Origin of the sequence: Saccharophagus degradans 2-40 (assembly GCF_000013665.1) — a bacterium.
GTDB classification, from domain to species: domain Bacteria; phylum Pseudomonadota; class Gammaproteobacteria; order Pseudomonadales; family Cellvibrionaceae; genus Saccharophagus; species Saccharophagus degradans.
In genome coordinates this window covers 2,272,296-2,296,432 of the sequence record NC_007912.1, presented here as the reverse complement: position 1 = coordinate 2,296,432, position 24,137 = coordinate 2,272,296, and the positions used below count along the sequence as shown (strand labels likewise).

Below are 24,137 nucleotides of genomic sequence, written 5' to 3'. Positions count from 1 at the left end.
GGAAGACTGGCCACAACCAACAAATAGGAAAATCAGAAAAAAGAAAAGCGAGGCACGGAAAACCGGCCTCGCTTTTGGGATAGGATTACTAATCACAATAATTATTAACCGCCAAAGTCATCCAACATGATGTTTTCGTCTTCTACACCAAGATCTTTAAGCATCTTGATTACCGCCGCGTTCATTACGGGGGGACCACACATGTAGAACTCACAATCTTCTGGCGCTGGGTGATCTTTCAAATATTGATCATAAAGCACATTGTGAATAAAGCCAGTTAGGCCTTCCCAATTATCTTCTGGCTGCGGATCTGAAAGAGCGATATGCCAATCAAAGTTCTCTTTCTCTGCGGCTAGGCCATCGTAATCCTCTTGATAGAACAGCTCACGCAAAGAACGCGCGCCATACCAGAAAGAAATTTTACGAGTGGAATCTAAGCGCTTCAACTGATCAAAAATGTGTGAACGCATTGGCGCCATACCAGCACCACCACCAATAAACACCATCTCTGCTTCGGTTTCTTTCGCGAAGAACTCACCAAATGGACCGTATACAGTAATTGTGTCGCCTGGCTTCAAGCTGAACACATAAGAAGACATTTGCCCTGGCGGAATACCTTTAGAACCAGGAGGCGGAGTTGCAATACGAATATTAAACTTCACCAAACCACGCTCTTCTGGGTAGTTAGCCATAGAGTATGCACGAATACACGGCTCGGAAATTTTAGACTCTAAGTTAAAGAACCCAAAACGCTCCCAGTCACCGCGGTACTCTTCTTCAATTTCGAAGTCTTTAAACTTAACGTGATGAGCAGGTGCTTCTAGCTGAACGTAACCGCCTGCGCGGAAGTCTACGTTTTCGCCTTCTGGCAGCTTTAAGGTTAGCTCTTTAATGAAAGTAGCCACGTTAGGGTTGGATTCAACAGTGCATTCCCACTGTTTAACACCGAACACTTCTTCGGGCACTTCAATTTTCATGTCTTGCTTAACAGGCACCTGACAGCTCAAACGCCAGCCTTCGCCAGCTTCACGCTTAGTGAAGTGGGATTCTTCGGTCGGCAATATAGAACCGCCGCCCTCTTCCACAACACATTTACACTGAGCGCAAGTACCGCCACCACCACAGGCAGAAGCAAGAAACAAATTGTTGGAAGCCAGAGTTTGCAAGAGCTTACCGCCGGCAGGTACAACAATTGTTTTTTCGCCATTAACTTCAATTTTTACGTCGCCTGTGCTCACCAACTTCGCGCGAGCACTGAGGATAATAACCACCAGTGCAAGAACGATAACGGTGAACATGCCAACGCCTAATATAATCTCTAAGTTCATGTTCTAGTATTCCCCGTTGGTTACAGCGCAATGCCGCCGAATGACATAAAGCCTAACGACATTAAACCTACAGTGATAAAAGTAATGCCTAAGCCACGCAGACCTTCTGGCACATCACTGTACTTAAGTTTTTCACGAATACCTGCCAACGCAACAATGGCGAATGCCCAGCCAACGCCGGAGCCAACACCAAACACTACGCTTTCACTAAAGGTATATTCGCGCTGAACCATTAACAATGCAGCACCAAGAATTGCGCAGTTAACGGTAATTAATGGTAAGAACACACCCAATGCACCGTAAAGTGCTGGGAAGTATTTATCTAAAACCATTTCCATAATTTGTACGATGGCAGCAATTACACCAATGTAACAAATCAAACCTAAGAAACTTAAGTCAACACCTTCCAAGCCAGCCCAGGCTAATGCGCCATCGGCCAACAGGTAGTTAAACATCAAGTTGTTAACAGGAACGGTAATAGTGAGTACAACAACAACGGCAATACCCAAACCTATAGCTGCATCGATTTTCTTGGAAATAGCAAGAAACGTACACATGCCCAAGAAATAGGCCAATGCCATGTTTTTAACGAATACAGATTCTACAAAAATGCTTAATAACGCTTCCATTATGCAGTCTCCGCCGTTGCAACAGTGTTAGGGGCGATTTTGTATTCTGCAGGCTCCACTTGGCCTTTCTTCCAGCCGCGTAATGCCCAGATCAACAAACCGATAATAAAGAATGCGCTTGGCGAAAGTAGCATTAAGCCGTTAGCCACATACCAGCCACCATTGGTGGTTAGTTCAAGCAACTGAATGCCCAAAATAGAACCAGCACCAAAAAGTTCACGAATAATGGCTACGGTAATTAACAAAACGCTGTAGCCTAAACCATTACCAACACCATCAAAAAAGCTCGGGATTGGAGGGTTTTTCATCGCAAACGCTTCCGCGCGTCCCATAACGATACAGTTGGTAATTATCAAACCAACAAACACAGAAAGCTGCTTAGATATATCGTAAGCAAACGCTTGAATCACCTGATCTACAACAATTACCAAAGATGCAATTACCGTCATTTGCACAATGATACGAATGCTGTTTGGTATATGGTTACGAATAACCGCAACGAAAAAGTTAGAGAATGCTGTAACCAAAGTTAAAGCCAAACACATAACAAGAGTTACACGCAAACTTGTTGTTACCGCCAATGCCGAACAAATACCCAAAATTTGTAATGCAATCGGGTTGTTGTCGAACAGGGGTTTAAATAAAAGCTCTTTAATCTTCATGGATTAAGCCTCCCCTTTCTTCAAGTTGTTTAAGAAAGGCGCAAAACCATTCTCGCCCAACCAGAATTTAAGCATGTTATCTACACCGTTACTGGTCAAAGTAGCGCCGGACAAGCCATCTACCTTGTGCTCAGCATCAGGAGTATCAGATGAAACACTGCCTTTAATTACGGATAAAAGTACTTCGTCGCGAGAGCCGTATACTTTTTTACCATGCCACTTAGCCTTCCACATTGGGTTATCTACTTCACCGCCCAAGCCCGGTGTTTCACCGTGCTCGTAGTAGCCCAAGCCAACCACAGTATTAAGGTCAGACTCCAACGCGATAAAACCACGTAAAGTTGACCAAAGCCCATAGCCACGGATGGGCAAAATTAGCTTTTCAATACCGCCATTAGCGTTTTCTACGATATAAACGTAAGAGTAATTTTCTAAACGTCCTAAGCCAGCAACATCGACTGTTTTATCTAGCGATTCAGATAAAGCTGGGTCTTTAGCGGCTTTTCGTTGATCGTACTTAGCAGCATCAACGGCATCTGTGAATTTACCAGTTTCTAAATCTACAACCTTAATTGAGATTTGTTCAAATAGCTCTTCAACGGATTTGCTTTCATCGTACAAGCTTGCCGCCATCAAAATATTACGCTTAAAGTCCAACGCTTTGTTGGCGCTCTGCATAGGCTTCAACATAACCGATGCTGAAGATACGATTACCGAACATACGATACAAAGTACCGTCGCCACAATAAACGTTTTCTTAATAGAATCGTTATTAGCCACGTGCCAACCTCCGCTTGATATTTGATTTAACTACGAAGTGGTCAATGAGAGGCGCGAACAAGTTAGCAAATAGAATTGCCAGCATCATGCCCTCTGGGAATGCAGGGTTAACCACGCGAATAGTTACCACCATAAACCCAATTAAACCACCAAACCACCACTTACCTGCGTTCGTCATAGAAGCAGAAACTGGGTCGGTTGCCATAAAGAACAAACCAAATGCATAACCACCTACAACAAAGTGCCACCAGAATGGCATTCCGAACATGGGGTTAGAGTTAGCATCGCCGAAGTGGCTGTATACCAAGGTAGTTGCGATGGTGCCCAACAATACGCCCGCAACAATGCGGAACGATGCAATACCCATGGCCAGCAATACAATACCGCCCATAGCAATGGCTAATGTTGAGGTCTCACCAATAGAACCCTGCATCTTACCGAAGAATGCGTCCATCCACGTAAGCTGGTGAGTTAAAGCAACCATGCCTTCGTTTGCAGCAACAGAAAGAGCCGTAGCGCCGGTAAACCCGTCAACCGCAGTCCAAACTGTGTCACCAGACATGTAAGCTGGGAATGCGAAGAATAGGAATGCACGACCAGTAAGCGCTGGGTTAAGGAAATTTTTACCTGTACCACCAAATACTTCTTTACCGATTACAACACCGAAAGAAATACCGATAGCCGCTTGCCATAAAGGTAAGCTAGGCGGACAAGTAAGTGCGAATAAGACAGACGTAACGAAGAAACCTTCGTTTACTTCGTGGCCGCGCTTCATTGCGAACAACACTTCCCAGAAACCACCTACTGCGAATACCACAACATAAATGGGTACGAAGTAAGCAGCACCATATATAAGGTTATCCCAAATACTGGAAGGATCGTGACCAGCAAACAAGCTGATTATCGCTTCGCGCCAGCCAGTTAGCATACTTAGGTCTGCGCCAGCGGCCTGCAATGCAGTGTTAGCTTGAAAACCAACGTTGTACATACCGTAAAACATTACGGGGAAAGTACATAACCAAACAGTAATCATAATACGCTTAAGGTCGATGCCGTCGCGTACATGCGCGGTTGAGCGCGTTACTGAGTTGGGTTGATAAAAGATAGTATCTGCCGCTTCGTAAAGGGCATACCACTTTTCATATTTGCCACCAGGATGGAAATGGGGCTCTAGACTATCTAAAAACTTGCGCAACATAATTAGCCCTCCTTCTCAATACGTGTCAAATTGTCACGAAGAATGGGCCCATATTCGTACTTACCTGGACACACAAAGGAGCACAACGCCAAATCTTCTTCATCTAACTCTAAACAACCTAACTGCTGTGCAGCTTCGGTATCGCCCACAATAATTGAACGCAACAACTGGGTTGGCAAAATATCGAGAGGCATCACTTTCTCGTAAGCACCTACCGGCACCATAGCGCGCTCACTACCCAGAGTGGATGTAGTGAAATCGAACTTTTTACCGCCGAAAAGCTTAGAAAGGTAAATAGGCATAACCGAGAAACGGTTTGCGCCAGCAACCAAGTAATGCAGGAACGGACGATCGCGCCCTTCCAACAATACACTTACTTGGTTGTGGAAACGGCCAAGGTAAGCGGTTGGAGAACTGGTTTTACGGCCTGAAAATACAGAGCCAGAAATAATACGGTTTTCACCGTCTTTTAATTGACCAGCGGTAAGCTCTTGCAAGCTTGCACCTAAACGAGTGCGCACAACACGCGGGTCTGTTACTTGTGGGCCAGCTAGAGATACAACACGATCTACTGGCAACTTGCCGCTAGTGAAAAGTTCACCGTAGGCAATAACATCTTGATACCCAATAGTCCAAACGGTTTTGTTAGCACTAACAGGGTCAAGGAAGTGGATATGAGTGCCAGCATTACCGGCTGGGTGCACACCAGAAAAAGCTTTCGCTTCAACGTTCGCAGCCGCTGAGGTTGGTACAGAAGCACCATCAGCATGACAAACAAACACCTTGCCTTCGGTTAGCTTGGCCAATACCGCCAAACCCAATGCAAAAGCAGCTGACTTTTCGCCAATCACTAATTGCGGGTCTGCAGCTAATGGATTGGTATCCATTGCGGTCACAAAAATAGAATTAGGTACCGAGTCTAACTGGGGTACTTTACTGTAAGGACGGGTTCGCAACGCAGTCCAAAGCCCCGAATCGACTAGATTGTCGACCAACGCTTGACGGTCTGCAGAAGCGATTTCGGCTTCGCTAAAGGTTTTAAAGCTTTCTGCTTCATCCCCTTCAATGTCAATTACCACCGATTGCAACACGCGGCGTTCGCCACGGTTGATGGCTGATACGGTACCAGCCGCAGGAGAGGTATATTTTACCCCTACTGTTTTTTTATCGGTGAACAAAACCTGACCCAGCTTTACTTTGTCGCCAACTTGGACATTCATGGTAGGTTTCATACCATGATAGTCAAAGCCGATTAATGCGACAGAGCGTATTGCTGGACCATCCTCTATGGATTGCCGGGGTGAGCCGGTAATAGGTAAATCCAATCCGCGACGGATCTTGATCATACGTCTTTGCCCAAAGTTAAGGTTTAGATGAGTTTATTTACTTGAAAGCTGTACTGCCGTGACGACACAAAAAAGCCGAATAAGGGAGCGATACCGCTACAACCTTATCTAAAGCACCAATATTTATACGAAACGTGTATTTTCTTCTTGAAGGTTGGCCCGATACAGCCAAACCAAATCAGGTACTAATCGCGCAAATTCGCCACAGAATTTCGAAATTTTTCGTCAACAGACGATATTTTAGTCGACCACTTGCGATTACGCCTTACAGCGGCCTAAAAAATCGCGCCAATTATAAGGATGCACCGCCTGAATGGCCAGAGGGATAGCAAAAATTCCCTTAAAAAACAGCAAGTTTTACCCAGTAAAGCCTTTAAACATATTAACTAGGCCGTATCACCGCACCCACATGAAAACCATTCTCATCTAGATGCTTAAATAGCGAACAAATAAATATTAGCCTAAACATTGGATACAACCATTTGGCAACATTAGCAGTCTAATTTAGCTACAAGCTGCGCTCTATCACTAAACTAAAAGCGGGTTTACTGTCGCTAGCATTGAATCCCCGCTAAAATGACCGCCCTTTATACATTCATACTGCATACTAGAAGCGAACCACCACTACATGACAAGTAATATGCCCTTACCCCTACCCTCCAAGCTTGGCGATAAAAAAACTTGGGGAGGCGTTTCCGGTCTTGCACGTGTTTTTGCTTGCGCAGAAGCTGCGGCACAACACAACGGAACAACTGTCATTATTGTGCAAAGCATGACAGAGGCCGACCGGTTTGCACGCGACTTGATGCTTTTAACCAAAGGCAAAAAAAACACCCCCGAAGTTTTGCAATTCGCAGACTGGGAAACACTGCCCTACGATAATTTTTCACCGCACCAAGATATTATTTCCGACAGGATGCGCTGCCTGTATCAATTATCGAACCAAGCGCAAGCCATTGTAGTTGTGGCCGCCTCAACACTAATGCAAAGACTGGCACCGGCCAATTACATAATTGCCAACAGCTTAGTGGTTGAAAAAAACGAAACCATTAACCGAGACAATTTGTTAACCAGTTTGATAAATGCTGGGTACCAGCGCGTAGACACCGTATTCAATCATGGTGAATTTGCCATTCGCGGCGCGCTTCTCGATATATTCCCCATGGGCAGCTCGGCCGCTTACAGAATAGAACTATTTGATGACGAGGTCGACTCAATACGCACATTCGACCCAGAAACGCAACGCACCGTAGATCAAGTAAGCAAAATTGAATTACTACCCGGCAAAGAGTGCCAACTCGATGCAGAAGGCATAAGCCGCTTTAAATTAAATTGGTATGAAAACTTTAATGTAGATCACCGCGAATGCCCAGTTTTTCAAGATGTAAGCTCTGGCATATCGCCAGCGGGTATTGAGTATTACCTGCCTTTATTTTTTGAGCAAACAGCAAGCCTGTTCGACTACCTGCACGAGAATACACTCGTTATGGTAACCAAAGGCTTCGAAACCGCCGTAGAAGATTTTTGGCGCGATGCCTCTAGCCGTTTTGAAAGCCACAATATCGACATGCGTCGCCCTCTTCTGCCGCCCGCTAAAGTTTTTCATTCAGTTAGTGAAATATACAGCCAGCTTAAACGCTTTCAACGCGTGGTGTTAGAACCTACACAGGTAGAAGAACGTAGCGGCAGCGCAAACATAAAGACCCTTAGTACGCCCAATTTAAATATTGATGCTAAAGCCCAAAACCCGTTATATAAGCTTGAAGAGTTTATCTATAGTTACGACGGCCGCATCTTATTTTGCGCCGAAAGTAACGGGCGACGCGAAACATTAAAAGAACACTTCAAAAAAATAGACCTGCAACCCGAAGATGTGGCTTCGACAGATGCATTTTTACAAGGCAAATCGTCTATAGCTATTTGCGTTGCCGACTTCCAAGAAGGTTTGCATCTTAAAACCCCCAATATTTGCATTATTGCTGAATCACAACTTTTTGGTCAGCGCGTACAGCAGTATCGACGCCGCAAAGAATCGAATACCGATTTCAACGAAAACATTGTTAAAAACCTTACCGAGCTAAAAATCGGTGCCCCAGTCGTACATATTGAACACGGGGTTGGTCGCTACTTAGGCCTACAAACCATAGAGTTCGACGGTCAAAAAGATGAATTTTTAGTACTCGAGTACGCCAACGAAGCCAAGCTCTATGTACCCGTTGCCAACCTGCATTTTATTAGCCGCTATAGCGGCGCTGAAGATAGCAGCGCACCACTCAACCGACTGGGTAGTGATCAATGGCAAAAAGCGAAACGTAAAGCCGCCGAAAAACTGCGCGATGTTGCCGCTGAACTTTTAGAAATTTACGCTAAGCGCCAAGCCAGAGAAGGCTTTCAATACACTTACCCAAAAGACGCTTACGAAATATTTGCTGAAAGCTTCCCCTTTGAAGAGACGGTTGATCAGCAGCAAGCTATTGATGCCGTAAGGCAAGATATGATTTCGGCCCAGCCTATGGATAGGCTTGTGTGTGGCGACGTGGGCTTTGGTAAAACAGAAGTGGCCATGCGCGCGGCATTTATTGCAGTACAAAACAGTAAGCAAGTTGCCGTGTTGGTACCCACCACCCTGCTCGCCCAGCAGCATTACGAAAACTTTAAAGATCGCTTTGCGGATTGGCCGGTCAACGTAGAGGTTATTTCTCGCTTTAAAAGCAGCAAAGACATAAGCGAAATACAGAAAAAATTAGAAGCGGGCAAAGTCGATATATTAATTGGTACACATAAGCTAATCCAGGGCGAATTAATTTTCCCAAATCTTGGTCTGTTAATTATTGATGAAGAGCACCGCTTTGGCGTTAGACAAAAAGAAGCATTAAAAGCACTGCGCACAGAAGTAGATATACTAACGCTTACAGCAACGCCCATTCCACGAACGCTAAACATGGCCATGTCGGGCATCCGTGATCTATCTATTATCGCCACACCACCGGCCAAACGCCTGTCGGTAAAAACGTTTGTTCGTCAATCCGATAACGCCGTTATAAAAGAAGCTATTTTGCGCGAGATTATGCGCGGTGGTCAGCTGTACTACCTACATAATGAAGTAAGCACCATAGAAAAAACCGCAGCAGACTTACAAGAACTTGTCCCCGAGGCACGCATCCGAGTGGCACATGGGCAAATGCGTGAGCGCGAGCTAGAAGCAGCAATGTCTGACTTCTACCACAAGCGCCATAATATTTTAGTATGTACCACTATTATAGAAACGGGCATCGACATTCCCAGTGCGAACACTATTATTATTGACCGCGCCGATAAATTTGGCCTAGCTCAACTGCATCAGTTGCGTGGGCGCGTTGGTCGATCACACCACCAAGCATATGCCTACTTACTGACTCCACACAAAAAAGCAATGACCGCCGATGCGGTAAAACGCCTAGAAGCAATTGCCGAAGCACAAGACCTAGGCGCTGGTTTTACCCTTGCTTCTCACGACCTTGAAATTCGCGGCGCAGGTGAATTATTGGGCGATGAACAAAGCGGTCAAATGCAAGCCATTGGCTTTTCGCTTTACATGGAAATGCTAGACAAAGCCGTAGAAGCACTGAAAAGCGGTAAAGAACTGGATTTTGAATCAAACTTTAATAACAACGTTGAATTTAATCTGCGCATACCTGCACTTATTCCCGATGATTACCTGCCAGACGTACACACCCGTGTAATTTTGTACAAACGCATGGCTTCGGTTAAAAACGAGAATGAGCTAAATGACCTACAGGTAGAGATGATAGATAGATTTGGGCTGCTACCAGACCCAATTAAAAACCTCGTACGCCAAACTCGCTTGCGCTTAACTGCGGAACAGCTGGGCGTTTGCAAGGTCGAAGCTAACAACACAGGCGGTAGAATAGAGTTCACCACTAAGCCGAATATCGACCCACTTACAATTGTAAAAATGGTTCAAACAACACCACAGCATTACAGAATGGAAGGTGCTAGCCATCTAAAATTCTTTTTTGATATGGAATCGGCGGACGAACGCCTACTAACCATTCACAATATATTCGAAACATTAATGAAGTCGAGCTAACAAGCCATGAAACCAATGTTCAATTTATATAAGCATGCACTCCCCAAGGCCGCCAAACTCTTTGCTGGCTCACTGGTTGTTGCCTGCGCATTTACCTCCAATACTTTTGCTCAAACAAATTCAGATGCCCCTTGGTACCAAATTGAAGTCATTATTGTCGAACGATTAACTGCCGCCGCACAAACCGAAGTCTGGCCAAAAGATATAGTACTGGCCTACCCTGCTAAAAGTCGGTATTTAGAATTTATTGCGGAAGAAGAAACAACTGACGAGCAAATGCAAAATCAGCTTACAGCACAAGAAGGCACAATAGCACCCAGCACAGTAGAAGCAGACCTAGCCGAGAAACCTTTCATCCCGCTAGCCACAGCAGACCAACAGCTAAACAGTATTGCTAAAAGGATAGCGCGCACCAATCACTTACACCTTTTATTCCACCAAGCTTGGCGCCAACCTCTTACAGGCGCCGACCAAGCACCAGCTATAGTGGTGCAAGCTGGCAAACAGTTTGACGACCATTACGAGCTAGAAGGCTCATTAAAAGTTAGCGTAAGCCGCTACTTACATATAGATTCAAATTTATGGCTAACAGCCTTCGAAGCGAATTACGGCCAACCACAAGGACAATGGCCAGAACTGCCTGAAGCGCCATTTAATGTTGCAAATATTGTTATCGAACAGCCTATTAGCAACGAATACGGTGACGATAACGAAAACCTACTTGGCGAAAACGTTAATCAATCTGCAGAACCTGCACCTTCGGAAATCAGCTCGCAACAGCTAGATAGCCTACTATTTGCTGAGCCTACTACCGATAATCTTGGAGGCTTTAATTTTAATACAGGCATGAAACCCGTAAATGAAGCACCTGAGCCCGAGAAAATTAAGAATTTCGTGGTTACACAAATCGTAACTTTGCAGCAGCAGCGAAGAATGCGAAGTGGAGAACTTCACTATATAGACCACCCCAAATTAGGCCTACTAGTGAAAGTAACACCATACGACCCCAGCGCATCGAGTGGCGCAGAAGAAACACAATAATTTAGACACAGCCAATAAAAAACCCAGTGCAGATTAGGCAAACACCTAAACTGCACTGGGTTTTCTAAATGCTTAAAGAGTATAAGTTATTAACCTATAAGGGCAACATCGTCAGCGTGAAACCCTTTATCGCCCTGCTGTAACGAAAACTCTACAGCCTGACCTTCATTGAGTGATTTGTATCCTTCACCTCGAATACTGCGGTAATGTACAAAAATATCATCACCTTCTTTTTCTTCCGTGGCGCCAGCAGTAATAAACCCATAACCGCGCGCATTATTAAACCACTTAACTGTTCCTTTCGTTCTATCTGACATTAACATACCTCTTTGTACGACGTTGTACGCATTATTTTTATTTTAAGGTAATAAAACTATTACCAAGTGTTATGGACAATATGATAATTCCGAAATACGTTGCTAGAAATAGTTCACACTTTGACCGATTAGGTATTCGGCTTTTCCTACACAGCCTTCTAACTCTGCATTTATTGCCTCTAGGGTTATTAAACCAGCCGACAAACCGGCCGCCCAATTAACCACCAAACAGATCGAAGCGTAATCGATGCCGAGCTCTCTAGCAAGCGCCGCCTCTGGCATTGCGGTCATTCCAACTAGTGAGGCGCCATCGTTTTTTAATTTTTTTATTTCAGCTGCCGTCTCTAAACGCGGCCCTTGCATACACGCATAAACGCCGTTGCGCACAACTTTATCGCTGCCAAATTCTTTTTCAAATGCGGCACTCGCTTGAATTAACGCGTTGCGCACACGCCCTTCAAATGGGTAAGTAAAATCGATATGGCTCATACCATCTTCGAAACTATCAAAGAATGTACCTTCGCGCCCAAAGGTGTAATCAATTAGCTGATCGGGAATAACAAGTACACCCGGCCCACACCTTTCACCAATGCCGCCTACAGCATTAGCTGCAATAATATGAGAGACACCTAACTCTTTAAGCGCGTAAATATTGGCCCGATAATTTATTTTGTGCGGCGGTAATTTATGCTCACCGCCGTGACGAGCTAAAAATACAATATTATGCCCGCCCATTGAGTATTCAATTAAGCCACCCACAGACCCATAAGGGGTATTAACTGGGTTTAAAGCTTTGGCGTTGTTGGCAGACGCCATAGTGTAAAACCCAGACCCGCCAATAACTGCTATTTTATTTGGCATTTAGCCCCCTGTGTTTAACCACTAAAAATAATAAATACCGGGCGCATTACGCAGCAGGCCTTCGGCATCCATCCCCATACCAAATACATATTTATCTGGCACATTAAAACCAACAAAATCGGGGGGTGATACCAATTGAGCCAAACCTTCTCGCGTTTTATCTTTGTAGGCGAGCACCACGGTTCGTACAGATTCTGCGCCACGGTCTAAACAATACTGCTTTACTCTATCGATGGTAATGCCATCATCAAAAATATCATCTACTAGCAAAACTGTTTTGCCTTGCAACTCTATTTTAGGCTCAGCAAGTAAAGCTAAGGCACCGCCTTGGGTACCATTGCCGTAGCGTGTAGCGTGAATGTAATCGACTTCTATAGAGAACTTAAGTTTCGGTAACAACTTGCCCGCAAAAACCATAGCACCATTCATAATAGTAAGTAGCGCCATATCTTTAGCTGGTACGCCACTCTCACTTATATAATCGGCAAATTCATTGTTTAGAGAATCGCCTATTTTTGCTATGGAAGCTTCAACTTGCTCTAGTGTGTATAAACATGTTGCCGTTTTAATGGCATTTTCGAAATTAGATACATCCATTCGCGTTTAGTTTTCCGCCTGCATTAATTGTATTCCATCGGGAACATGTAGCGTTGAGGTTGGGAATGCACATTCAGCCTCATGCTTTTCAATAATTTTTAGCACTTTCAACAGCACGTCTTGTTTAATTTCGTGAAATTCAATCCAATCTGTTGTGTGCGTAAAACAATAGATGAAAAAATCCAGCGATGAAGAAGCAAAACCGTTGAAATTAACAATAAGCGTATTATTGTGATCAATCGCCTCATGCTCTACCAGCATCGCTTTTACATCAGCCACAATACCCGCCATTTTAGTGGCGTCGTCGTAGCGAATACCCACGGTTTCGTAGATGCGCCTGTGCTGCATACGCGATGGATTTTCTACTGAAATTTGAGTAAAGGTTGCATTGGGTACGTACAGTGGGCGCTTATCGAAAGTACGAATACGCGTTTGACGCCAACCTATATCTTCTACTACGCCTTCTATATTTTTATCTGGCGAACGAATCCAATCGCCAACAGCAAATGGTCGATCTAAGTACACCATTAACCCGCCAAAAAAGTTGGCAAGTAGGTCTTTCGCCGCAAAACCTACCGCTATACCGCCAATGCCACCAAAGGCTAACACGCCCGAAATACTGTAGCCCAGCGACTGCAACGCCACCAACATCGCGGTAATAATTACCGATATACGCAATAATTTACCCAGCGCCATAGCCGTGGTTCTATCCATAGGCTGACGACTGTATTCAGGGTCAATTAAGTTTTTTTCTGCTTTGGAGATAAACCCCGTTACAAACCAAGTAACAATTACGATATAGCCTACGTGGCGAACCGTGGCAATGGCCTCTAAAATGGCCGACTCGGAGTGCTTTGAGGCAATTGTTGCTGCAGTTGTTAAGCCAAGTACCCATACAAACCATTTTGCTGGCGCTGCCAAAGAATGAAAAAACGCATCATCCCAAAGGGTTTTGGTTAACAGCGACTTTTTCTTGAGCTTGTTTAAAAAGGTACTTACTACTAGCGCAACAATAAGGGTGCAAAACACAACAATAAAAACCTCTGCAATCCAAAGGTTTTCTTTGCCTGCTAGCTCCCCTAACCACTCTTGCAGCGTAGATTTAAAAGCGTCCACTATTTACTCCATCAATTAAATTCATTTGCCTCAACTTTAAATTAAGGAACCTCTGATTAAGCAAGTGCTAGTAATGCTTCTTTGGTTTCTTGCCAGCGTTTATTATTGTGTAAATCATAAATAGGTTGCGCCCCTGCTTTCCCCCGCATTCTGGTCAATCGAATAGAGGTAGAATAGTTGCCGTTATCTGCCAATGTCTGAATAACCTCAAGGGTGGCCTCGCGATTGTTGCAAACCAATAATGTGTCGCAGCCAGCGCTCATTGCTTTTATGGCTCGCTCCCCGAAGCTACCCGCCACGGCGGCACCTTCCATCGTCAAATCATCACTAAAAATTACACCGTCGTAGGCCATTTTATCGCGCAATATTTTTTGCAGCCAAACAGAAGAAAAGCCAACGGGCTGATCGTCAACCTCTGGGAACAATATATGGGCAGGCATTACAGCATCAAGCTTACTTTGCAACTTAGCAAAAGGCATTAAATCGAGCTGCTCTATAGCTTCGAGCGAGCGATAATCCACTGGCAGCTCTAAATGGCTATCGGCACGCACACTGCCATGCCCAGGAAAATGCTTACCGGTACAAGCCATACCTGCTTGTTGCATACCGTCTATAAATGCACCCGCTAGCGCAGTAACAGCTTTGGGGTCTGAAGAAAAAGCTCTATCGCCAATAATGCTGCTAAAACTATCATCCACATCCAATACTGGTGCAAAGCTAATATCTATGTCGTAAGCGCGAAGTTCACTAGCCATTAACCAGCCGGTATTACAGGCAAGCGCAAGGGTTAACTCGGCACGAGCTTTATAAGCGCTGGCAAATACTTGCATAGCTGGAATGCGGGTAAAGCCTTCCCGAAAGCGCTGCACCCTGCCACCCTCGTGGTCAACAGCAAGAATTATATCTGCCCGTACACTGCGAATTTGCTTAACTAGCGCGTCAAGCTGTGAAGGGGTTGAATAGTTACGGGTAAACAGTATTAACCCGCCAATTAGCGGGTTCTTTATTAGCGCTATATCTTCATCGGAAAGAGTTTGACCGGCAATATCCGCAATAACTGGACCAAGCAATTGATTGTTAGTCTCCAACATTTAGCATCCCCACTAATGATGGAATCATTAGCTCTATGGCCGCATCGAGAGCGGTATCTTCGTGGTAGTCAGCATTTAAAATGCCGCGAATAGAATCGTAACTAGAAAGCGTAAAAACCGCAGCACCAAGCATAAAATACAAACGCCAATAAAAAGTAACATTCGACATTTCGGGCAAGGAGCCTTTTAACGCGTGGGTAAAACGCGTATAGGTACCGCCAAATTGCTCAATAATACTTAGCCTTAAATGCTCTTGCGATTGGGAATAAGCCAAACCAAGCAGTTTCATAAAGCGCTGCGGTGGCTCGTTAATCTCTTCGGTTACCGCCTTGAAGGCGGCAAACAGATGCCGTAGCAACACATCTGGGTTGGGCGACTGCTGCCCAGCATGCTCATAGTCATCCAGCCTGCGGTCTAGTTCTTTACAAAACGGAGTCATAAACCGAGTAAAAACCGCTTGAATAAGCTCCTTTTTAGACCCGAAATGGTAATTTACCGACGCCAAATTTACGTCTGCCATGCCAGTAATCGTACGCAGGGAAGTCTCCGCGAAGCCTCGTTCGGCAAATAAAATCGTAGCGGCGTTCAAAATACGATCAACCGTCTCGTTTTGCGCCATAAAAACCGCCCTGAATGTTATCGTTTTAATCGGCGCAAACCATACGGTTTAACCTCGGATCATGTCAAGAAAAGCCCTTCAAATTACAGGGTTTATAATCGTTTAGGCGCCTAACGAACATAAACCGGTATTTTTAACTAAATGCCTCCCAGAACCTCTAGCTTTAGATCATTTTTTTATCAGCCCCTACGGTGATATTCCCAGACCGTTACATGGCCGCTACCCCTGCCGCACACCAGCAGCCGTACTTTTTTAAACATAACAATCGCTTAGTAGTAAAAGCTAATAACCCATATGAGATTTGGCACCACCCTATTTTGTTAGCGCGCTTTATACACCGCCATTCACTGTTCGCAAAGTCGCCCGACCGGTGATAACTTTAAAGCAGGATGACAGCACAATCTTACCAAAGTAACTCTATCAAGGAGCACGCACACTAAACGCAATCAAGTCGGAGATCGACAATGGCCTCATACTACCCACCTATAAACAGCTGGTACGAAGACCTCACCAACGCCCAATTGTTCGAAGTCGTCGCTATAGACGAAAAGAGCGGCACCATAGAAGTACAATACCAAGATGGCGATATTGATGAATTTGATATTGAGTCGTGGGGCCAAATGAGAATTATCCAAGCGCAAGCTCCCACCGATGAAGCCGGCGCCTACGGGTTAGACTCTGAAGACTTCTGGTCAGACACCTCCGATTTTGAAAACAACGACTACATGAACCCCATTGAACTAATAGAGCCGGATGGCTTTGTGGGGTTCGACGATATGTAGCCCCCAAAATAGGAATTGCGATTGAGGGTTGCCAAACCGAATTTACTGTATATAATCACAAGTACTGTATATTCATCCAATCGCATTTACCCTAGGGGGAACCATGTACAAATTGACAACGCGTCAACAGGAAGTACTAGACCTAATAAAAAGTCACATAGAAGACACCGGTTACCCACCTACTCGGGCAGAAATAGCCAATCAACTCGGCTTTCGCTCTGCTAATGCGGCCGAAGAACACCTTAAAGCCTTAGCCCGCAAAGGCGCTATTGAAATGGTACCAGGTGCATCGCGCGGTATTCGCTTACCAGAAACCATTCAAGGCATTCCATTAATTGGCCGAGTGGCGGCAGGTAACCCAATTTTGGCAGAGCAGAATATTGAAGATTACTGCGACGTCCCCCCCGACTTTTTCTACCCTCAAGCAAACTACCTTTTAAAAGTACAGGGTATGAGTATGCGCGATGCGGGTATTTTAGATGGCGACTTACTTGCTGTGCACAGCACAACACAAGTAAAGAATGGCGATATTGTGGTAGCCCGTATAGAAGATGAAGTTACGGTTAAACGCTTTAAGCGCGAACGCAACAACGCAACCATCCAATTACTTCCTGAAAACCCAGACTTCAATATTATTGAAGTGGATTTACGGGATGCAAACTTTTCTATTGAAGGCCTAAGCGTAGGCATTATTCGTCGAGAGTTATAATTATGGCCGCACAACTTTCTTTACTCGCAGCTCTACCCGAAACCAAACCAAGTAACGCTGGTATTACCGAGATTATTTTGTCTGAATTTGGCGACGATCAATCGGCAATACTTTTGCCAATGCTTGCGCACTTAACCAACAAGTGTAACGACCGCTGGCTAACTTGGATTGCGCCCACCGGTATTAGTAAAACGCTTTTGCAAGAATACGGCTTTAATCTTTCTAGGTTACGCCTTATTCACCCAAGCAAAACAATAGGTAAAACTGGCGCCCTACTTTGGGATGCCCTGGCTAATGGTTGCAGCCATACAGTAGTGTGCACCGCCCACGATTTAACAGATCAAGACTGCAGGCAATTAGAAAGCGCAGCTATTCAAGGCAATACTCGCGGGCTTTTATTACGCAACAGGCAAGCACAGTAATTCACACTAATTAATGAAACACTGCAGCGCCACACAACACTTTTAAGGCGTAAGGCTTAGCTTAAACTTTACCTTAAAAGAGCAAGCCCAAAGAAAACATATAAGAACTAGCAGCGCATATATTTGAAAATTTAGCTCGTAACCTTGAAGAGAAACTAGTGATTAGCGGCTAATTACACCATGTCATTTATGGCACCACAACTTAGGTGGCATTAACGACATCAATAACGCTAATGATATCTATGATATTAATGACATCAATGAAGAGTAGGCTCACCTTCCAGAATGGCAGTAGCGGCTTCTTCCTCTACGAGCTGAGGGTCGGTTAAATCACCCGCCGCCTGCAAGCCAGCTTCAATCATGGCTTTTGCTACTTCTAATTTTGCTTCGTTTAAAAAATAAAGAGACTCTTCCGAGAACCGGATAGACACAAGCGGCTCTAAGCCAGACTCTTCATCCACCTCATCAGCTCGCTTTAACGCAATTTCGCCGTTTGGCATTTCAACAATTTCATATAACGTAGACATAGAATGTCGGCACAACTCAATTCATGTGTTTGGATGGCTATTCTACCAAAGTAGGCTTTATTTATCTGCCCATTCACGGCTAAATCTCAAATTACCATCGCAAACGCCTAAACAAAGCAAAGCAAGTAACAAAATACTAGTATTCCGATGAAACTTCACGCTGATCACGAATTAACCCTGCACATTGGTCACGTATACCCTGCAATATAGCTAATTCAACATTCAACCAATGCGTTTCGCGCTGCGCGCCCAAAGATACCGCAATGATATTTTCATCCGCAGGAGCCGGAACAGGCTTGGGTTCAAATAAGCTAGGCTCTATTGCAGCAATATGGGCTAACCAAGAAGAATCATCGCGCGCCAAATCGCGCAACTGCTCATACCTAAAGTCTGCCCCTACGCCATCTCCCATTGCCAATAGCTTAGCCAATATAGCGTTTACACTCACAGGCAGCGTTTCATCCTCAACTAAACCAATCTCTTTTGCATACAAGCACAGCCCTGTACACAACTGCATGATACCGGCCTGCTTACACGCGTGCGCGTTAAAACCCGCGCCCAAACTCTCTGCTTGCTGCCACAGAGATTTAGCAAATGCGAGCTGCTGATTTACCATGCTCGCCAGTTTTAATGCTTTACTCATTCACTGCTCCAAACTTTGTTTTGCCCCAATGCAACTATCCCCCAAAGATTGCTCTTTGAGGGATAGTTTTAACACACAATTACAATATTACCGGCTATTCGTCTTTTTTAGCCTTGGCTTTTGCTTTCGGCTTAGCTTTCGTTTTTGTAGCTGCTTTTTTAGCGGGTTTTTTAGGTTTTTGCTCATCGCTAATCACCCATTTACCACCCTCGTAAAACGCTTTCCAGCCTGTGGCCTTACCGTCTACTTCGGTTTGCACATACTGCTCTTTGGTTTTACGGCTGTAGCGAACAATAGTATCCAAGCCGTTATTATCCTGCAGTGGTGCCTTCATCAAAAAGTCGTACTTGGGGTCTATTTCGTCTTTGTGTGGCAACAGCTCTTTTACTAGTGGCGCTCGCGTTTCTCTGTTTTTAGGAAACTGACTCGCAGCCAAGAAAATGCCCGAAGCACCATCGCGCAATACGTAGGTATCGTCTACCTTCTCGCATTTAAGCTCTGGCATTTTTACTGGGTCCATTTTGGGCGGCGCAGCTTCACCGTTACGCAATAGCTTTCTAGTATTGCTGCAGCTTTCGCTTGTGCAGCCAAAGTATTTACCAAATCGACCCGACTTTAACTGCATGTCTTGGCCGCACTTATCGCATTCAATAACCGGGCCTTCGTAACCTTTAATTTTAAAGCTACCGGCCTCTACTTCGTAGCCAGAACAATCTGGGTTATTACCACAAATGTGCAGCTTTCTGGTTTCATCCAGTAAGTAGCTATCCATTGCAGTATTACAAATTTTGCATCGGCGTTTTTGACGCAGCTGCTTGGATTCTGCCTCATCATCTTCGTCAATGTTTACCGCTTCTTCGCCAGCCACCAAGTTCATGGTGTTCTTACAGCGTTCTTTGGGCGGTAAGTTGTAGCCAGAGCAACCCAAAAATACACCAGTGGTACCAGTGCGGATTTGCATGTTGCGGCCGCAATTCGTGCATTCAATATTGGTTTCAACTGGCTCGTTGCGACGCATGCCGGTATCTGCCGCTTTAGCCGCGTCCAACTTCTGCATGAAGTCGTCGTAAAAATTATTTAGCAGCGATAGCCAATCTTTTTTACCTTCGGCCACTACGTCTAGAGACTCTTCCATTTTCGCGGTAAAGCTGTAATCCATTAGGTCGCTAAAGCTTTCCGTTAAGCGCTCGGTAACAATGTCGCCCATTTTATCGGCATAGAACCGACGGTTTTCAACATGTACGTAACCGCGATCTTGAATGGTAGAAATAATGGCCGCGTATGTGGATGGACGACCTATCCCCTGCTTTTCTAACTCTTTTACCAAGCTGGCTTCGGTGTAACGCGCCGTTGGCTTGGTAAAATGCTGACTTGGGTCAAGCTGATGAAGATTAAGAGTTTCACCCACTTTTACGTCGGGTAAAATTTTATCTTCATCTTTTTTAGCAATGGCTGGCATTACCCGTAAAAAGCCATCGAAACGAATAACGCGGCCTCTGGCTCGCAATTCGTAATCTGAGGCTGTCACCACAATGTTCGAGCTGGTGAATTGTGCCGGAGTCATCTGGCACGCAACAAATTGGTTCCAAATTAGCGTATAAAGCCGCTGAGCATCGCGCTCCATGTCTGTCAGGCTATCTGGGCGACGCGTTACATCCGATGGACGTATCGCTTCGTGCGCCTCTTGCGCGCCCTCTTTGCTTGAGTATGAAATGGGGGCTTCGGGTAAATATTTTTCACCAAACGTATCTAGAATAAACCCTCTACAGGTTTCAACCGCTTCTGCACTTAAGTTAGTAGAGTCGGTACGCATGTATGTGATATGCCCAGCTTCGTACAAACGCTGCGCCATCATCATGGTCTTTTTTACACCAAAACTAAGTCTAGTGGATGCAGCCTGCTGTAATGTAGAAGTAATAAAAGGGGCAGTAGGTTTAGATTGTGTGGGTTTGTCTTCGCGGGAGGTAACTTTAAACGCGCTCGCTTTTAAGCGCTCAACAGCCTCCATGGCTTCTTTTTCGTTAACTGGGCGGAAGACATTACCTTGATATTTTTTTACATCGAAGCCAGCGCGCTCACCCTTCGGTGTATCCAACTGCGCGGCTATGTCCCAATATTCTTCTGGAATAAACGCTCGAATTTCTCGCTCGCGCTCGGCAACTAATCGAACAGCAACAGACTGTACTCGGCCGGCCGATAAGCCGCGTGCAATTTTTTCCCACAACAACGGGGAAACCATGTAACCCACAACCCTATCTAAAAAGCGCCGCGCCTGCTGTGCATTCACTCGATTTAGGTCGAGCATGCTGGGTTTTTCAAACGCTTTTTGGATAGCCGTTTTGGTAATTTCGTTAAACACAACTCGGCGGTAGCGATCTGGGTCACCACCAATAGTTTCTTGCAAGTGCCATGCAATGGCCTCTCCCTCGCGATCCAAATCCGTTGCGAGGTAGATGGTGTCGGCTTCTTCAGCCAGTTTTTTTAGTTCTTCTACAACTTTTTCTTTGCCAGGCAGAATCTCGTAACGGGCTTCCCAGTTTTTTTCTGGGTTAATTCCCATACGGTTTATAAGTTGTTCGCGTGATTTCTTTTCTCGATGAATCGCTTTTTCTTCGGGCGACATCTTTCTAGTCAACGCAGCTTGCTTAGCGCGTTCTTTGGGATCAACCGTAGACTTAGCTCCACCGCTAGTAGGTAAATCGCGTATATGGCCTACGCTGGATTTCACTACGAACTTATTGCCAAGATACTTGTTAATTGTTTTAGCCTTGGCCGGCGATTCCACAATTACTAATGACTTTTCCATAGACGCCTTCTAAATATTGGATTTTCATCCTAGACATAACAGCTTAGATTTGACTGGAGTTCCATTTGTATAAACGCATAACGTGCGAATTATATAAATGTATACGTTGCAGGCAGGCTATTATTTGTACAAGTATTTAACCCGCCTTTTTTACTATTTCATTTTTATAGGTTTGGCGCTAGCCCAAAACGAATATAAATGAGGTTGGCCCTGAAATGGCACTCTGTCAAACATTAACGGAGCGCATATATAAGTGTTAACACGCGCAAGGTCAAGCAAGCAAACTTCTGTCATTTCAGAAACGTGCACTCAATCGCCGACCAACCACGTATTATTTGCTCGATAAAATGCTAGTTCTTCGCTCTTAAATATGCCCGCAACAAACGTTAAACAAAGGCAAATTAGTACTATTTTGTACGTCAAGAAAAGCTTCCAACTGCCCTATAATGAGCTTTAAGTAAAGTTGCTAACCGCTTGTTTCTACTACTTAATAACGTAAATTAGAGCCATTTTCACCTTTGCAACCGGCCAACATCGGTTAACCGCCTAACAAGTTCAGTTATATGAGCTAAAATTTAACTATAGATGCCAGCAAATAATGCAGTTTTGTTAATTTATCCACTTTGACCTGAATGAGCCCATGTTTTATGTCTGACCCAGGCACTATTTTGATTTTTTTGATGCTCGTTATAGGGGCCTTACTCACCGTAAGCTTCGTAAATCAGCAGCAAATGCGCTCGAGGGTTATTAACCAAAAAGTGGCTCAACTGAAGCGTCGCGTTGGCGAATTAGACGAAATGGCGTCGAGCTTGGAGTCACTTGTGGAGTCGCTCGCCATCCCGAAAACTATTCTTGATGAAATGCTAGAGGTGCTAAACACCATAGATAAACTCGAGCCCAACAACCCCTTTTGCGAGTCCACACGCATCAGCACAGAACAGCGAATTGAAGATTTGATGGACGCCACTCAGTCTCACGCCACCTATAGAGCTCAGCCTAGTGATGCAGCAATAGCCCGAACTAAATACCTGCTAAATGAAGCCGCCATGATTATTCGCAAACGCCAAGTTGCGGGTAAATTGGAAATAGTAGAAATGGAGGCGTTTATAAACGAATTGGCGTGGGCCAGCCTAATGGTTGTAGTCATTACCCATGTTGTGGAGGGGCACAAAGCGGTTAACCGCGGTGACGTACTTAAAGCCTATGCCTTTTACCGCAAGGCCCAGCAAGTGCTGATTAAAGGCAGCATCAATGAAGAGCGCAGGCACAGAATGATAAAAGAGCTAAGCGAAATAATGGGCAACAAGCGTAAAACACTGTCAAAAGACCTTATGCCAGAAACCCAACACAACCCTTCCGCCGATTCCGCCGACCTAATTCGGCCAGAAGATGCAGAGGCTGCCGCCAAGCTAATTCAAGAGCATAGCCAGCCTAATCCTTAACCTTGTTTAGCACTTGCAAGGTATGCAAAAACAGCTCGAGAACATCGTCTGTTTCTTGACCTTTGCGCTGCTCGCTCCACACTATTCCCGCCCCTAGCCTATTTCTTTCCACGGCACACACACTCGCAGGCAGGGCTTGCAGCAATTCGGGTAATTGCGCGGCAATATTAGGCAAAGCCTGATTTTCGTCGGCCCAATCCCACTGGCCACAAAAATGCATTTCGTGCTCAAACCCTTTGCGTACGAGCTTCCAAGGCCTTATGGGCTTGCCCTCGCCGCTATCTAATCTCGCAAGACCATAGTTAGCCAAAAACGCAGGGTCCGAGCCAATTGGGTTGGGCACCATCGATACTCGCAGCCCTTTCTTTTGCGCAGCACTGCGCAATTCACTTAGTGCTCGCTGCCCGGGGGTGGGTTTCACCATCATAATTGGGCCAACTAGCATAATGACCGATAGCGCTATTACGCCAATCGCAATCCACATATTCTTTCCTTATATAAAATAGATTTAAGAACTAATAATTACTGTAGGAACATCTGATTAAAGCAATAACACCTATGTAAATTACCGCGAATGGCTCGGTTTGACGCACCAAACGATTGCAACTACGGTGTGAGTAGGCATACCATTGTTATACGCTTCACTCACTATTAGAAAGGAGCACATCATGAGTAATGCACTCGTTGGTACTTATTCTCACCTTTTGGTTGGCTTAGATTTATCAGAAGATTCAACCGCCATTCTTAGTAAAGCCATCAAACTCGCAAAAGCATGTAACGCCCAAGTTAGCCTTGCGCACGTAGTTGAGCCCCTAGCCTTTGCCTATGGCGGCGACGTACCTATGGACCTAACCGAAGCACAGGTTGTAATGGAGCAGCAGGCGCAAGCACGCTTAGATAAAATAGCCGATGAGCTTGAGCTTACCCCCGCTAATATGGCCATACTTGTGGGCAACACCGCAGGCGAACTTCACCGTTACGCAGAAGAACACAGCGCCGACTTAATTGTGGTGGGCAGTCACGGCAGGCACGGTTTTGCCCTATTGCTTGGCTCCACCGCGAACGGCGTATTGCACGGCGCCAAAACAGACGTGTTAGCCGTTCGCGTTGGTGAATAGCTTATTGGTGACT

Annotated in this window: 23 protein-coding genes; 7 read left to right on the top strand and 16 right to left on the bottom strand. The window is 45.1% G+C overall.

The annotated features are described in order from the left end of the window. Positions 1-104 precede the first annotated feature (104 nt). Genes nqrF through SDE_RS09395 form a run of 6 tightly spaced genes read right to left on the bottom strand, consistent with a single transcriptional unit; the run spans position 105 to position 5,943 of the window. A complete protein-coding gene (nqrF, locus tag SDE_RS09420) occupies positions 105-1,328 on the bottom strand; it encodes an NADH:ubiquinone reductase (Na(+)-transporting) subunit F (RefSeq protein ID WP_011468282.1) in 1,224 nt (407 codons plus the stop codon). A gap of 20 nt (positions 1,329-1,348) precedes the next feature. Next, entirely contained in the window at positions 1,349-1,957 is a 609-nt protein-coding gene (nqrE, locus tag SDE_RS09415) for an NADH:ubiquinone reductase (Na(+)-transporting) subunit E (RefSeq protein ID WP_011468281.1), read from the bottom strand. Further along, on the bottom strand, positions 1,957-2,619 hold the full coding sequence (locus tag SDE_RS09410; protein ID WP_011468280.1) for an NADH:ubiquinone reductase (Na(+)-transporting) subunit D: 663 nt from the start codon (positions 2,617-2,619) through the stop codon (positions 1,957-1,959). The genes nqrE and SDE_RS09410 overlap by 1 nt, the downstream gene beginning before the upstream one ends. Positions 2,620-2,622: 3 nt before the next feature. Then, entirely contained in the window at positions 2,623-3,399 is a 777-nt protein-coding gene (locus tag SDE_RS09405; protein WP_011468279.1) for a Na(+)-translocating NADH-quinone reductase subunit C, read from the bottom strand. Beyond that, a complete protein-coding gene (locus tag SDE_RS09400) occupies positions 3,392-4,597 on the bottom strand; it encodes an NADH:ubiquinone reductase (Na(+)-transporting) subunit B (protein ID WP_011468278.1) in 1,206 nt (401 codons plus the stop codon). The genes SDE_RS09405 and SDE_RS09400 overlap by 8 nt, the downstream gene beginning before the upstream one ends. 2 nt (positions 4,598-4,599) lie before the next feature. Further along, the gene (locus SDE_RS09395) at positions 4,600-5,943 is read right to left on the bottom strand and encodes a Na(+)-translocating NADH-quinone reductase subunit A (protein WP_011468277.1); all 1,344 of its coding nucleotides are present in this window, start codon (positions 5,941-5,943) and stop codon (positions 4,600-4,602) included. Positions 5,944-6,571: 628 nt separating this feature from the next. Between SDE_RS09395 and mfd the strand changes: the two genes are divergently transcribed. Together mfd and SDE_RS09385 are read left to right on the top strand one after the other, a co-directional pair. Continuing rightward, a complete protein-coding gene (gene mfd / locus SDE_RS09390; protein ID WP_011468276.1) occupies positions 6,572-10,033 on the top strand; it encodes a transcription-repair coupling factor in 3,462 nt (1,153 codons plus the stop codon). Between the two features lie 6 nt (positions 10,034-10,039). Continuing rightward, on the top strand, positions 10,040-11,074 hold the full coding sequence (locus SDE_RS09385; protein ID WP_011468275.1) for a peptidoglycan binding protein CsiV: 1,035 nt from the start codon (positions 10,040-10,042) through the stop codon (positions 11,072-11,074). Positions 11,075-11,163: 89 nt separating this feature from the next. Here the strand turns inward: SDE_RS09385 and SDE_RS09380 are convergent, their stop codons facing one another. The 6 genes from SDE_RS09380 to SDE_RS09355 form a co-directional block, all read right to left on the bottom strand. Next, positions 11,164-11,391 carry a cold-shock protein gene (locus tag SDE_RS09380; RefSeq protein WP_011468274.1) on the bottom strand — a complete coding sequence of 76 codons (228 nt, stop codon included), beginning with the start codon at positions 11,389-11,391 and terminating at the stop codon, positions 11,164-11,166. A gap of 102 nt (positions 11,392-11,493) precedes the next feature. Then, complete coding sequence (locus SDE_RS09375; protein WP_011468273.1) at positions 11,494-12,252, bottom strand: S-methyl-5'-thioinosine phosphorylase; 759 nt, start codon at positions 12,250-12,252, stop codon at positions 11,494-11,496. A gap of 21 nt (positions 12,253-12,273) precedes the next feature. Next, positions 12,274-12,849 (bottom strand): hypoxanthine-guanine phosphoribosyltransferase, encoded by a 576-nt coding sequence (locus SDE_RS09370; protein ID WP_011468272.1) that lies wholly within the window; start codon positions 12,847-12,849, stop codon positions 12,274-12,276. 6 nt (positions 12,850-12,855) lie between these two features. Beyond that, a complete protein-coding gene (locus SDE_RS09365) occupies positions 12,856-13,965 on the bottom strand; it encodes a mechanosensitive ion channel family protein (RefSeq protein WP_011468271.1) in 1,110 nt (369 codons plus the stop codon). Between the two features lie 56 nt (positions 13,966-14,021). Then, on the bottom strand, positions 14,022-15,056 hold the full coding sequence (gene nagZ / locus SDE_RS09360; RefSeq protein ID WP_011468270.1) for a beta-N-acetylhexosaminidase: 1,035 nt from the start codon (positions 15,054-15,056) through the stop codon (positions 14,022-14,024). Next, positions 15,043-15,675 (bottom strand): TetR/AcrR family transcriptional regulator, encoded by a 633-nt coding sequence (locus tag SDE_RS09355; protein ID WP_011468269.1) that lies wholly within the window; start codon positions 15,673-15,675, stop codon positions 15,043-15,045. The genes nagZ and SDE_RS09355 overlap by 14 nt, the downstream gene beginning before the upstream one ends. A gap of 464 nt (positions 15,676-16,139) precedes the next feature. On the opposite strand from SDE_RS09355, the gene SDE_RS09350 reads away from it, so the two are divergent. The 3 genes from SDE_RS09350 (at position 16,140) to SDE_RS09340 (ending at position 17,588) form a co-directional block, all read left to right on the top strand. Beyond that, entirely contained in the window at positions 16,140-16,457 is a 318-nt protein-coding gene (locus SDE_RS09350; RefSeq protein ID WP_011468268.1) for a DUF6763 family protein, read from the top strand. A 103-nt stretch (positions 16,458-16,560) separates the two neighbouring features. Further along, complete coding sequence (gene lexA, locus SDE_RS09345; protein WP_011468267.1) at positions 16,561-17,166, top strand: transcriptional repressor LexA; 606 nt, start codon at positions 16,561-16,563, stop codon at positions 17,164-17,166. Between the two features lie 2 nt (positions 17,167-17,168). Continuing rightward, entirely contained in the window at positions 17,169-17,588 is a 420-nt protein-coding gene (locus SDE_RS09340) for a cell division inhibitor SulA (protein WP_011468266.1), read from the top strand. A gap of 257 nt (positions 17,589-17,845) precedes the next feature. Here SDE_RS09340 and SDE_RS09335 read toward each other — a convergent pair whose 3' ends face one another. From SDE_RS09335 to topA, 3 genes are all read right to left on the bottom strand, one after another. Continuing rightward, positions 17,846-18,115, bottom strand: coding sequence for a hypothetical protein (locus SDE_RS09335; RefSeq protein WP_011468265.1), 270 nt, complete (start codon positions 18,113-18,115; stop codon positions 17,846-17,848). Between the two features lie 136 nt (positions 18,116-18,251). Next, positions 18,252-18,758, bottom strand: a complete 507-nt coding sequence (locus tag SDE_RS09330) for a DUF6586 family protein (protein ID WP_011468264.1) — start codon at positions 18,756-18,758, stop codon at positions 18,252-18,254. A gap of 94 nt (positions 18,759-18,852) precedes the next feature. After that, positions 18,853-21,564: a type I DNA topoisomerase gene (gene topA / locus SDE_RS09325; protein WP_011468263.1), complete on the bottom strand. Its 2,712-nt coding sequence runs from the start codon at positions 21,562-21,564 to the stop codon at positions 18,853-18,855. A gap of 647 nt (positions 21,565-22,211) precedes the next feature. On the opposite strand from topA, the gene SDE_RS09320 reads away from it, so the two are divergent. Beyond that, on the top strand, positions 22,212-23,006 hold the full coding sequence (locus SDE_RS09320) for a hypothetical protein (protein WP_049762611.1): 795 nt from the start codon (positions 22,212-22,214) through the stop codon (positions 23,004-23,006). Here the strand turns inward: SDE_RS09320 and SDE_RS21290 are convergent. Continuing rightward, positions 22,996-23,490: a hypothetical protein gene (locus tag SDE_RS21290; RefSeq protein WP_011468261.1), complete on the bottom strand. Its 495-nt coding sequence runs from the start codon at positions 23,488-23,490 to the stop codon at positions 22,996-22,998. The two genes, SDE_RS09320 and SDE_RS21290, sit on opposite strands and share 11 nt — an antisense overlap. A gap of 184 nt (positions 23,491-23,674) precedes the next feature. On the opposite strand from SDE_RS21290, the gene SDE_RS09310 reads away from it, so the two are divergent. Further along, positions 23,675-24,124 (top strand): universal stress protein, encoded by a 450-nt coding sequence (locus SDE_RS09310; protein ID WP_011468260.1) that lies wholly within the window; start codon positions 23,675-23,677, stop codon positions 24,122-24,124. Positions 24,125-24,137 lie beyond the last annotated feature (13 nt).